The sequence below is a fragment of the Streptomyces sp. UF-297 genome (genome assembly GCF_058245575.1).
Genome location: NZ_JBSIBZ010000020.1, coordinates 38,870 through 50,284, shown reverse-complemented (window position 1 = coordinate 50,284; position 11,415 = coordinate 38,870). Strand labels below are relative to the sequence as shown.

Sequence of the window (11,415 nt, the reverse complement as noted above, 5' to 3'; positions counted from 1 at the left end):
GCCGCCCCGGACCTCGTCGCGGACCTGTCAAATACCCCCTGTCGCCGCGTTATGAGGCGGCGTCACGGGCGGTGACGCGGGTGCGGGAGGAGCGAGGGGTGACGAGGGGGACGGCGGCCGGACCGGGTGCGGCGCGTGGCTCAGGTCCCCGCGCGCGGTCCCGTACTGCGGGCGGCCCGTCAGCCACCGCGCGTACCCCTGGCTGCGCCGCACCGCGTCCGCGTGCGCGGCCCGCGCGTGCGAGGCCACCGCGGGCGCCAGCGCCGCGGCCGGCGCGCCCGGATGCCAGCCGATCAGATGGCGCCAGCTCAGCGGGACACCGGCCAGCGGCCGGGTCACCAGCCCCGGCGTCGGCGGAAAGGTCGCCCGGCACAGCCCCGCCGCCCGCCCCACCTGCACCAGATGGATGCACGAGGCGGTGTCGGTCTCGTACATCGACGCCGGAGTGAACCCCGCCCGCGCGCAGGCGGTGGCGAAGCAGTCGGCGAAGCAGCCCTCGCCCGGCGCGTCCGTCCAGCTCTCCGCCGCCAGCCAGCCCAGCTCCACCTCGGCCTTCCCGGCGAGCGGATGGCCCTCGGCCAGCATCACGAACACCGGGTCGGTGCCCACCAACTGCCAGCTCATCCGCCCCGTGGCCGGCGGCGGACTCTGCCCGCAGGTCCCGATCAGCGCGAAGTCCAGGCGCCCCTGGAGCACCATCTGGCTCAGCTCCTGTACGGACCAGGAGGTGAAGGTGGTGACGGGCGTCGCGGGCCGGGCCGCGGCCAGCTTGTCCACCAGCCCGCCCAGCAGCGGCCCGTGCGTACCGCCCAGCCGGAACCGGCGCAGCCCCGTGCGGGCGTTGGCGAACCGCTGCGCGTCCTCCTGGAGCCCGGAGACGGCGGGCAGCACCACCCGCGCCCGCTCCAGCACCATCTCCCCGAGCGGGGTGGGCCGCGCTCCCAGGTGGTCGCGCCAGAACAGCGCTCCGCCCAGGGCCCGTTCGATCCGCTTGAGCTGCGCGCTCAGCGCGGGCTGCGCCAGCCCCAGTACGGCGGCGGCCTTGGTGAGACTGCCGGAATCGGCGATGGTCCGGACGGTCCGCAGATGGCGTAACTCCAGCTCCATGCCAGGAAGGTACGGGGGAATGACGGCGCCCCACCAGTGGTTGGAGCCGGTGATCACCCCAACCGCCCGCACAGGGAGAGGAATCGCATGAGCACCGCCGCACTCACCGGCCGTACCGTCGTCGTCATCGGAGGCGGCTCCGGCATCGGCCTGGAGACCGCCCGCCAGGCCGTCGCCGCGGGCGCGTCCGTCGTCCTGGGAGGCCGCAGCGAGCAGCGGCTCGCGGCCGCGGCCCGGGAGTTGGGCGAGGCGGCGAGCTGGCACACCGTCGACTCCACCGACAAGGAGTCCCTCGCCGCCTTCTTCGGCCGCTTCGGCCCCGGCGGCCAGGGGCCCGACCGCATCGACCACCTCTTCACCCCCGCCGCGTCCTATACGACAGGCCCCATGCGGGAGTTGAGCGACGCGGACGCCGAGAGCCCCTTCGTCTCCAAGTTCTGGGGGCAGTACTACGCCGCCAAGTACGCCGCCGAGCACCTTTCCCCCGACGGCTCCATCGTCCTGATGTCCGGCGCCGCCAGCGTGCGCCCCGCGGGCGTGGCCCCGGCCTACGTCGCCTGCAACGCCGCCATCGAGGGTCTGGGCCGCGGCCTGGCCGTCGAACTCGCCCCCGTGCGCGTCAATGTCGTCTCCCCCGGCATGGTCGACGGCCATCTGTGGTCGCAGCGCCCGCCCGAGGTCCGCGAACCGGCCGCCGAAAGCTACTCCGAGGCCGCCCTGTTGAGCCGCCTCGGCACCGAGCGCGAGATAGCCGGCGCCGTCCTCTACTTGTTCACCAATGGCTACACCACCGGCTCGACGCTCTACCCGGACGGTGGCTACGCCCTGCGCTGAGGCGGTGGCCGCCGTCCCGCGTCGCGCGAAAGGGCCAGGCTCCGTGTACGAGAAAGGGCCAGGCCCCGCGTACGGGAAGGGGCCAGGCCCGTCCCCGCCGAGGTGCGGCGGTGACGGGCCTGGCCCCGACGCGGGCCGGGTGACGGATCAGGCGTCGAAGGTGGCCGGGTCCGGGCCCAGGCGGCGGCCGGTGTCCAGGGCGGCGATCGCGCCGAGGTCCTCGGCGTCCAGCTCGAAGCCGAACACGTCGAAGTTCTCCTCGATCCGGGACGGGGTCACGGACTTGGGGATGACGACGTTGCCGAACTGGAGGTGCCAGCGCAGCACCACCTGAGCGGGGCTCTTGCCGTACTTGCGGGCGATCTTGCCGATGACCGGGTCCTCCAGCAGGCCCTTGCCCGAGCCCAGCGGCGACCACGCCTCGGTGGCGATGTTGTGGCGCGCGTGCACGGCGCGGGTCTCGGACTGCTGGAGCCAGGGGTGCAGCTCGATCTGGTTGACCGTGGGCACCACGGAGGTCTCGCCCAGCAGCCGCTCAAGGTGCTCGGGCTGGAAGTTGGAGACGCCGATGGCCTTGGCGCGGCCGTCCGCGTAGATCTTCTCGAACGCCTTGTAGGTGTCGATGTAGCTGTCCCGGGCCGGGGCCGGCCAGTGGATCAGGTACAGGTCGACGTAGTCCAGGCCGAGCTTGGCCAGGGAGGCGTCGAAGGCGCGCAGGGTGGAGTCGTACCCCTGCTCGGTGTTCCACAGCTTCGTCGTGACGAACAGCTCGTCACGGGCGATGCCGGACTCGGCGAGGGCCTTCCCCGTGCCCTCCTCGTTGCCGTAGATCGCGGCGGTGTCGATGCTGCGGTATCCGGCCCGCAGGGCGTGCCCGACAGCGGTGGCCGCCTCGTCGTCCGGCACCTGCCAGACGCCGAAGCCGAGCTGGGGCATGGCGACGCCGTTGTTGAGGGTGATGGTGGGGACCTTGCTCACGGGGGAATCGATCCTTAGGTCGGCGTACAGGTTCTCCAGTGCCAACGATCATCAGGCATGGCGCATTCCCGCGCATGTTTGCCCAGAGCTGAATCGGTTGCGCGCGGGCCGTGGGTGCGCTGCGGCCGCGGTTCAGTGCGGGTGCGCCGCGGCCAGGTCCTCGGGGTGCGGGGGTGCCTCGGTACGGGCCCGGGCGTGCTGTTCGGCCAGGGCGAAGGCCCCGGCGCACAGGACGGCCAGCCCGGCGAGCAGCTCCAGCAGTCCGGTGATGCCCGGCAGACCTTGGGTGTCCGCGCGGGTGGAGCCGAGACCGGCCAGGGCGTCCGACACGGTCCAGGCCAGCCACAGGGTGCCGCCCCAGGCGAAGGCGCTCGCGCCGCCCGCCCAGGCCAGCGCGATGGGCACCCGGGCGCGCAGGCGCGGTGCCAGGGAGCGGGCCAGGCCGGGGAAGAGCAGCAGGAGCAGCCCCGCGGCGGCCGCCGGCGCCATCAGACCCGCGACCAGGTCGCCCATGCTCTGGACGATGTTCTTGTCCGCCTGCCCGGCCTGAAGGCCCAGCGTCGAACCCGCGCCCCACAGCAGTTTCAGCACGCCCACGGCGGCGAGGACGGCCGCCGAGGGGAGCAGGAAGACGCGCTGCAGCGTACGGGTGCCGGTGTCCGGCAGTTCGCTCACCGGCCGGCGCAGTACGGCGCCCCAGCGCTGGTGCGCGTACACCGCGAAGGCGCCCAGCAGCGTGATGCCCTCCACGATGAACCCGCCGTAGACCACCAGGAAGACCCAGGGCTGAAGGAAGTCGCCCGCAAGCATCGGGTTCGCCGCGCCGGTGAGCGCCGAGGCGAGGGCTCCGGCGGGCACCGAGACCATCAGCGGCAGCAGCAGCCCGGAGGCCGTCCACAGCGGCAGGAGCAGCAGCCAGGCCGGGGCCCGCAGCCCGGCGGGGCGGGTCAGGGTGTGCGCGACGACCGCGGCGATCGCGTCCATCAGGAAGGTCACGGCGTTGGCCGCGATCCAGGTGCCGCGCGGCACGGCCGCCTCGTCCACGACGCCGACGTTCCAGCCCAGCACCCACGCCAGCTTCAGCGCCAGGTAGGGCGCGCAGGCCACGACGGCGATCCGGCCCAGCAGCCGCAGCCGCCGGGAGCGGGCCGGGGGCTGCGGGGCGGGCGCTGCCGGCGCCTTGGGCGCGCGCGGGCCGGCCGGGGCCGCCGGGCGATCGAGAATGTCCATGCCCAGAAGTCTTCGCGCGGGCCCCGCCCACCGCCTCCTGCCTGCGGCGTAACCGCCTCCGCCGCACGGGGGAGGCCCGGCCCGAGCGCGCTCAGGTCAGATACAGGGCGTCCACCTCGGCCGCGTACGCCGCCTCGATCGCCTTGCGCTTGAGCTTGAGGGAGGGCGTGAGCAGCCCCTGCTCCTCGCTGAACTGGTGGGCCAGTATCCGGAAGGTACGGATCGACTCGGCCTGGGAGACCAGGGTGTTGGCGGCCACCACGGCCCGCCGGATCTCCGTCTCCAGATCGGGGTCGCGGACCAGGTCGGTGGCCGGCAGCTCCGGTTTGCCGCGCATCGTCAGCCAGTGCGCCACCGCCTCGGGGTCCAGCGTCACCAGCGCGGCCACGTACGGGCGGTCGTTGCCGACGACGACGCACTGCGCGACCAGCGGGTGCGCCCGTACCCGCTCCTCCAGGGCCACCGGCGAGAGCGTCTTGCCGCCGGAGGTCACCAGGACCTCCTTCTTGCGGCCCGTGATGGTCAGATAGCCGTCCTCGTCCAGCGCGCCCAGGTCGCCGGTGGCCAGCCAGCCGTCGCGCAGCACGGCGTCGGTGGCCTTGGCGTCGTTGAGGTAGCCCTGGAATATCTGGCCGCCGTGCAGCCAGATCTCGCCGTCCTCGGCGAGGCGGACGGTGGTGCCGGGGACGGGGGTGCCGACCGTGCCGAAGCGGGTGCGCTCGGGCGGGTTGGCGGTGACGGCGGCGGTGGACTCCGTCAGGCCGTACCCCTCGAAGATCGTCACGCCCGCGCCGGCGAAGAACAGCCCCAGCCGCCGCTCCATCGCCGAGCCGCCCGACATGGCGTGCCGCACCCGGCCGCCCAGCGCCTCGCGGACCTTGCTGTAGACGAGCTTGTCGAAGACCTGGTGCTGCATGCGCAGCGGGGCGCTGGGCCCTGCCGCGGTGCCGAACGCCTTGTGCTCCAGCGCCTCGGCGTAGCGGACCGCGACGTCCACGGCCTTGTCGAACGGGCCCGCCCTGCCCTCCGACTCGGCCTTGCGCCGGGCCGCCGCGAAGACCTTCTCGAAGATGTAGGGGACCGCCAGCACGAAGGTGGGCCGGAAGGACCTCAGGTCGGGCAGCAGGGCCGTGGCGCTCAGGTCGGGCTGGTGGGCCAGCTTCACCTTGCCGCGGACCGCGGCGACCTGCACCATCCGCCCGAAGACGTGTGCCAGCGGCAGGAAGAGCAGGGTGGCGGCCTCGTCGCCGGGCCGGGAGTGGAAGACGCTCTCGTAGCGCTGGACGACATTGTCGGCCTCGGCCATGAAGTTGGCGTGGGTGATCACACAGCCCTTGGGGCGGCCCGTGGTGCCGGAGGTGTAGATGACGGTGGCGGGCGCGTCCGGGGTGACCGCCATGCGGTGGCGGTGCACCACGTCGTCCTCCAGATGGGCGCCCGCGGCGGTCAGTTCGGCCACCGGGTCGGCGTCCAGCTGCCACAGGCGGGCCAGTTGGGGCAGCCGGTCGATGACCGAGCCGACGGTCATCGCGTGGTCCTCGTGCTCGACCACGCAGGCGGAGACGGCCGCGTCGTGCAGCATCCAGAAGACCTGCTCGGCCGAGGAGGTGGGGTACAGCGGTACGGGCTGGGCGCCGATGGACCACAGCGCGAAGTCGAACAGCGTCCACTCGTAGCGCGTACGGGACATGATCCCGACCCGGTCGCCGAAGCGGACGCCCTGGGCGAGCAGGCCCTTGGCGAGCGCCATCACCTCGTCGCGGAACCGCGCCGCCGTCACGTCCTGCCAGGTGCCGTCCGCGTCCTTGCGGGCCAGCGCGATCCGTCCCGGCTCGGCGTCGGCATGGTCGTAGACGGCGTCCGCCAGCCCGCCGACCCGGGGCGCCGTCGCCAAAGGAGGGACGGTGAACTCGCGCAATGACCCAGCTCCTCGTGGTGCTCCGCACAGGGCCGTGACCGTACCCCAACGGGACGGGGTGCGGGAGGGGCGTACCGGCGCGCGAACTGGTGTCCACCGCTACCAACATCGGGCGAAAGCGGGCCAGTTCGGAGAATCTCGGACATGAACGGGGCGAAACGGCATCGAATGATCACCGTGCCGGGACCGTATCTGCACCGAATCTCTCCGAATCCCTCCGAGTCGCATCGGTGCCCGGATGGCGGCCCACCGCCGCCCGGCGGGATTCCCGCTGAACACCCGGTGATGCGGGGCCCGCTGGCGCGCTCCCGCGACGGCTTCAGGGCAGCTGGAGCCGGTCGCCGCCCGCCAGGATCGCCTCGGCCAGCGCCTCCGCCGGGCCCCGTGCCGGGCCCGCGCGCCGGCCGTACAGCAGCACGAACTCCACGCCGCCCAGCTCCGGCAGCCCCGCCCTGGACGGCAGCCGCACCAGGCCGGGCGGGATCATGCCCAGGGAGTGCGGCATGACGCCCAGGCCCGCCCGGGTCGCGGCGATCAGCCCGTTCAGGCTCGCGCTCGTACAGGCGATGCGCCACGCCAGCCCCTGCTCCTCCAGGGCCTCCAGGGCCCGCGCCCTGGTCACGGCGGGCGCGGGGAAGAGCACCAGCGGGACGGGCCGCTGCCCGTCCAGCCGCAGCCGCTCGCTGCCGATCCACACCAGCTTGTCCCGCCGGACGAGCCGGCCGCGCGGCTGCCCGGGGCGGTGCTTGGCCAGGACCAGATCCAGCCGCCCGGCGGCCAGGAGTTCGTGCAGCGTGCCGGACAGCTCGACCGTCAGCTCCAGGTCGACCTCGGGGTGATCGCGCCGGAAGCCCGCCAGCACCTCCGGCATCCGCGTCAGGACGAAGTCCTCCGACGCGCCGAAGCGCAGCCGGCCGCGCAGCCGGGTGCCCGCGAAGAACCCCGCGGCCCGCTCGTTGGCCTCCAGGATCGTGCGCGCGAAGCCGAGCATCGCCTCGCCGTCCTCGGTCAGGTCCACACCGTGGGTGTCGCGGGCGAACAGCCGCCGCCCGGCGCTCTCCTCCAGCTTGCGCACATGCTGGCTCACCGTGGACTGGCGCAGACCCAGGCGCTGCGCGGCCTGCGTGAAGCTCAGCGTCTGCGCCACGGCGAGGAACGTCCGCAGCTGTACGGGGTCGAACACGGCTGACACTGTATCGCCGCTCATCACGCTTCGCGATAGCAGTCACCACGGTCAGCGGTCTTTCCGATCACGCTGATCGCGGGCATGCTGGAGAGGGCACCGTCCATGCCGCAGCCCGAGAGCCGCCGCTCGCCGTCCGCCGACGGCGACCGCTACCGATAGAGAGACCATGCGCCGCCCCCAGCTCAAGCTCCCCTCCTGGCTCCCCGTGGACGGATACATCCTCGCCCTGGTGGGCACGGTCGCCCTGGCCGCGCTGCTGCCCGCCAGGGGCCAGGCCGCCCCCGTCGCCGACGGCGCCTCCACCACAGCGGTCTCGCTGCTGTTCTTCCTGTACGGAGCGCGCCTGTCCACCCGCGAGGCGATGGACGGGCTGCGCCACTGGCGTCTCCATCTGACCGTCCTGGCCTGTACGTTCGTCCTCTTTCCGCTGCTGGGCCTGGCGGCCCGCGGGCTGGTGCCGTACGTCCTGACGCCCTCCCTCTACACGGGCCTGCTCTTCTTGTGCCTGGTCCCCTCCACCATCCAGTCCTCCATCGCCTTCACCTCCATCGCCCGCGGCAATGTGGCGGCGGCGATCTGCGCCGGGTCCTTCTCCAGCATCGTGGGCATCGTGCTCACCCCGCTGCTGGCGGCGCTGGTGCTGGGCGGCGACGGCGGTGGCTTCTCGGCGGGCTCCCTGCTCTCCATTGTTGTGCAGCTCCTGGTCCCCTTCCTGGCGGGGCAGGTGCTGCGACGCTGGATCGCGGGCTTCCTCGTCCGCCACAAGAAGGTCCTCGGGTACGTCGACCGGGGCTCGATCCTGCTGGTCGTCTACAGCGCGTTCAGCACCGGTGTGGTCGAGGGCAGCTGGCACCAGGTCTCGCCCTGGCGGCTGCTGTCGCTGGTGGGCGTGGAGGCCGTCCTGCTGGCGCTGATGCTGAGCCTGACCTCCTTCGGCTCGCGCAGGCTCGGCTTCGGCCGCGCGGACCGTATCGCGATCATCTTCTGCGGCTCGAAGAAGAGCCTGGCCGCCGGACTCCCCATGGCCACCGTCCTCTTCGGCGCCGAGGCGAGCCTGGCGGTGCTGCCGCTGATGCTCTTCCACCAGATGCAGCTGATGGTCTGCGCGGTCCTGTCCAAGCGGTATGCGGCGCGCGCGGACGCGGATGCTCCGCTTCCCGGGGACGCCACCTCGCCGGAGCCGTCCGCTCCTTCCACCCCAACTCCCCCTGCCACACCGGCCACGCGCTGAGCGCTCCGCCGGACCGTGCGGTGTGTCGTCCGCGGCGACGCCGTGGCCCGTCGCGCAGCTCCCCGCGCGCCTGTGGGACACGGCCACACCGCACCGGGCTTCGGCGAGGCCGCCAAGGGCGGGTCCTCGCCCCCGCCGTCAGCCGATCTTCGTCTCCCCGATGTCGAACCACGGCTTGCCCGCCGCCCAGTGCCGCACCCACCCCGCGAACCCCGGCTCGGCCGTCGTATGGCCGAAGGGCGCTCCGAACGGGGCCGCGCCCTCGCCCGTCACCCACCAGATGTGGCCGCGGTGCGCACCGGTGACGACCAGATGCCAGCACATGCTGTAGCCGTCCGTGCCCAGCACCACCGTGCCGTGGTCGAAGACCGGCGCCAGCTGAGGTCCCGTCGCGTCCTCCGGGCGCGGGTCCTCGGCCCACTGCCAGATCTCCGTCAGCGGGAAGGGCGCGGCCAGATCCCGCGCCGCGGCGTCCGCGCCGTCGTCCGCCCAGTCGGCGGGCAGCTCGGCCGCCGCTATCAGCCCGTACTGCGGAGGCCCGGCCGTGCAGCCGTCGGCGATCTCCGCGACGAAGGTGCGGTACGGCTCGGGCAGCCGCACCCGCTGCTCCGCTTCGAAGGCACGCACCGCCGCCCACCCCAACGGCGGCGCGCACACGGACGGTTCGAACGCCTCGCGCAGTGAGGCCAGGTCGTCCGGGTCGGCAAGTTCGGTCTCCATAAGGCTCATTGGTACCACCGACCACTGACAACCCCGATCACGCCGCCAGCAGCCTGTCTTGTCCCGCGCACTGTGTCCGTCATGTCCCTCCGGCCGGGCGGCCCGCGCAGCGGATCAGGGCCGGGCAGGCGGGGGAGCGGGGCGGCGGACGCTATCCAGGGGCAGATGCAGCACGGGCCGCCCGCGCACCGGTTCGCCGTCGCGTACGCGCTCCAGCTCCGCCTCCTCCAGCGCGCGCCCGTAGACCCGTACGTCGTCCAGCGCGCCGGTCAACTGCGTCCGGCTGTCCACCCGCTGCCCCAGGTGGACGCCGAAGACCGAGGTGCGGCTGACGGAGCCCGGGACGTCGGGGGCCGTGGCCCGCGCCGTGCCGTCGACGGTCAGGGTCAGACGCCCGCCGGAGCGGCGCAGCGCCAGATGGTGCCACCGCCCGTCGTTGTACGCGCCCGCCGCGTGCACCTGCGCCGTGGCGGCGGGACCGGGGCCGCTCAGCGCGGTGATGTGGGCGCTGATCCTGCCCGCCGCCGGATCGCCGCGCAGCGCCACCTGCGGCGACCTGACGCCCACCCCGCCCATCCACAAAAGGGGCTGCTCGCCGGACGTGGCGGTGTAGCGGAAGAAGAGGCTGCAGGTGAAGTCCCTTGAGCCCAGCGGCAGCGAGGCGCGGTGCGGCAGGCGTACCGCGTCGTCGGCGCCGTCGAAGGACAGCGCGCCTGCGTGCCGGCCGTCGGTGGGGCGGGCGCCGCCCAGGACGAGCGCGGGGCGGGCGCCCGGCGCGAGGTCCGGCGTCGCGGGGTCGGGGCCGCGGCGCGGGCCCAGCCACCGCTCGGTGAAGCGCGCGAACCGTATCTCGTCCCGCGCGTCCACCGCCCCGCCCTCGTACAGCAGCCCGGTCACCTCCCGCTCTATACCGACCAGATCCGAGTAGCCGGACCAGTCGGCGGTGACCCGGGCGCCGCGGTCGGCCCCCTCCCAGGTGCGGCCCTCGTCGTAGGAGGACCGCACGGTCATGGTGCGCCGCCGGTCCGGGTCGGCGGGCGCGGCGAACAGCAGCCGGGAGGAGCCGCCCGCGGCGCCCGAGGGCAGCCGCAGCACCGAGCCCTGCACCATCGGCGTATACAGGGCGGGCAGCGCGCGGAAGGGCGCGGCGAAGGAGTCCCCGCCGTCCCGGCTCACGGCCGCGGTGCGGTGCCCCAGGTCCGTGCCGTCCTGCTCCCGGCCGTTGACGTACACCGAGCCGTCCCGCCGCTCCAGCAGCGTCAGTTCGGACGGCTTCTGGCGGAAGGTGCCGTCAGCGGCGATCGGCCAGCTGTCCAGCGCGCCGATGCGCCAGGTCTCGCCCCCGTCGTCGCTGTGCACCAGCGCCGCGTGGTTGGCGGTGACCCGGCCGCCCGCGTAGCTCTCGGCGTTGACGCCCAGGACGAGGCGGCCCGCGTGCCGCCCGCGGCGCAGCTGGATGCCGTGCACAGGCCCCGTCGCGTACCAGGAGTTCCAGTGCGCCGGACGGATCTGCGCGGTCAGCTCGCGCGGCGCCGACCAGGTCGCGCCGTCGTCGTCGCTGTACTGGAGGTGCGGGGTGCGCTCACAGGGCACATCACAGTTGCGGCCGTCGGTGCGGCCCTCGTTGTACGTCTCGGCCAGCACCACCCGCCCCGTGCGCCGGTCCACGACGGGCGCCGGATTCCCGTGGGTGTCGCCCCCGCCCTCGTTCACGACCTGCAAGGGCCCCCAGGTACGGCCCCCGTCCCAGGAGCGCTTCAGTACGAGGTCGATGTCCCCCGCGTCACTGCAGTCGCGCACCCGTCCCTCGGCGAACGCCAGCAGGGTGCCACGGGTGGTCCGTACGACGGCGGGGATGCGGAAGCAGGCGTACCCGCGCTCGTACGCGGCCTTGAACAGCACCTGCTGCTCGAACTCCGGCTCAGGAGTGGGTGGTTGGCGAGGAGCGGGGGCGGCGTGGGCGAGGGTGAGCAGCAGGCCGAGGCAGAGCAGGAGCGGCAGCGGGAGTGTCGTACGGGGGCTGGTGCGCAGCCGCAGCGCGCGCAGAAGTGACGTCATGGTCCGCCCTGTCCTCCGGGGCACCGGGCAGACCCCGGCTCCGGGTAGTCCGGACATCCCACGTCCCAGGCGTGGTGCGCAGGAAGCTACTGGCCTCCCGCGCATCGCCACAAGGCACCTGCGTCACTTCTCCGTACGGGGCCGGAATTCGCC

Annotated in this window: 9 protein-coding genes; 2 read left to right on the top strand and 7 right to left on the bottom strand. The window is 73.5% G+C overall.

Annotation, left to right across the window (positions count from 1 at the left end):
• Positions 1 to 27 precede the first annotated feature (27 nt).
• Positions 28 to 1,107 carry a LysR family transcriptional regulator gene (locus AC4IJH_RS14485; RefSeq protein WP_490852068.1) on the bottom strand — a complete coding sequence of 360 codons (1,080 nt, stop codon included), beginning with the start codon at positions 1,105 to 1,107 and terminating at the stop codon, positions 28 to 30.
• 87 nt (positions 1,108 to 1,194) lie between these two features.
• Between AC4IJH_RS14485 and AC4IJH_RS14480 the strand changes: the two genes are divergently transcribed.
• Positions 1,195 to 1,941 carry an SDR family oxidoreductase gene (locus AC4IJH_RS14480; protein WP_490852067.1) on the top strand — a complete coding sequence of 249 codons (747 nt, stop codon included), beginning with the start codon at positions 1,195 to 1,197 and terminating at the stop codon, positions 1,939 to 1,941.
• Positions 1,942 to 2,088: 147 nt separating this feature from the next.
• Here the strand turns inward: AC4IJH_RS14480 and AC4IJH_RS14475 are convergent, their stop codons facing one another.
• The 4 genes from AC4IJH_RS14475 to AC4IJH_RS14460 all read right to left on the bottom strand — a co-directional run bounded on the left by AC4IJH_RS14475 (position 2,089) and on the right by AC4IJH_RS14460 (position 7,250).
• The gene (locus AC4IJH_RS14475; protein WP_490852066.1) at positions 2,089 to 2,919 is read right to left on the bottom strand and encodes an aldo/keto reductase; all 831 of its coding nucleotides are present in this window, start codon (positions 2,917 to 2,919) and stop codon (positions 2,089 to 2,091) included.
• A gap of 132 nt (positions 2,920 to 3,051) precedes the next feature.
• On the bottom strand, positions 3,052 to 4,149 hold the full coding sequence (locus tag AC4IJH_RS14470; protein ID WP_490852065.1) for a hypothetical protein: 1,098 nt from the start codon (positions 4,147 to 4,149) through the stop codon (positions 3,052 to 3,054).
• A gap of 91 nt (positions 4,150 to 4,240) precedes the next feature.
• A complete protein-coding gene (locus tag AC4IJH_RS14465; protein WP_490852064.1) occupies positions 4,241 to 6,067 on the bottom strand; it encodes an AMP-dependent synthetase/ligase in 1,827 nt (608 codons plus the stop codon).
• A 319-nt stretch (positions 6,068 to 6,386) separates the two neighbouring features.
• Positions 6,387 to 7,250 (bottom strand): LysR substrate-binding domain-containing protein, encoded by an 864-nt coding sequence (locus tag AC4IJH_RS14460; RefSeq protein ID WP_490852063.1) that lies wholly within the window; start codon positions 7,248 to 7,250, stop codon positions 6,387 to 6,389.
• Positions 7,251 to 7,419: 169 nt separating this feature from the next.
• Between AC4IJH_RS14460 and AC4IJH_RS14455 the strand changes: the two genes are divergently transcribed.
• On the top strand, positions 7,420 to 8,484 hold the full coding sequence (locus AC4IJH_RS14455) for a bile acid:sodium symporter family protein (protein ID WP_490852062.1): 1,065 nt from the start codon (positions 7,420 to 7,422) through the stop codon (positions 8,482 to 8,484).
• Positions 8,485 to 8,622: 138 nt separating this feature from the next.
• On the opposite strand, the gene AC4IJH_RS14450 is transcribed toward AC4IJH_RS14455, so the two are convergent.
• On the bottom strand, positions 8,623 to 9,204 hold the full coding sequence (locus AC4IJH_RS14450) for an SMI1/KNR4 family protein (protein ID WP_490852061.1): 582 nt from the start codon (positions 9,202 to 9,204) through the stop codon (positions 8,623 to 8,625).
• 114 nt (positions 9,205 to 9,318) lie between these two features.
• Complete coding sequence (locus AC4IJH_RS14445; protein ID WP_490852060.1) at positions 9,319 to 11,262, bottom strand: exo-alpha-sialidase; 1,944 nt, start codon at positions 11,260 to 11,262, stop codon at positions 9,319 to 9,321.
• Between the last annotated feature and the right edge of the window lie 153 nt (positions 11,263 to 11,415).

Excerpts from the sequence above, each read along its gene's own strand:
- AC4IJH_RS14455 (WP_490852062.1), top strand. The coding sequence starts at position 7,420 with ATGCGCCGCCCCCAGCTCAAGCTCCCCTCCTGGCTCCCCGTGGACGGA.
- AC4IJH_RS14480 (WP_490852067.1), top strand. The coding sequence starts at position 1,195 with ATGAGCACCGCCGCACTCACCGGCCGTACCGTCGTCGTCATCGGAGGC.
- AC4IJH_RS14470 (WP_490852065.1), bottom strand. The coding sequence starts at position 4,149 with ATGGACATTCTCGATCGCCCGGCGGCCCCGGCCGGCCCGCGCGCGCCC.
- AC4IJH_RS14485 (WP_490852068.1), bottom strand. The coding sequence starts at position 1,107 with ATGGAGCTGGAGTTACGCCATCTGCGGACCGTCCGGACCATCGCCGAT.
- AC4IJH_RS14450 (WP_490852061.1), bottom strand. The coding sequence starts at position 9,204 with ATGGAGACCGAACTTGCCGACCCGGACGACCTGGCCTCACTGCGCGAG.
- AC4IJH_RS14445 (WP_490852060.1), bottom strand. The coding sequence starts at position 11,262 with ATGACGTCACTTCTGCGCGCGCTGCGGCTGCGCACCAGCCCCCGTACG.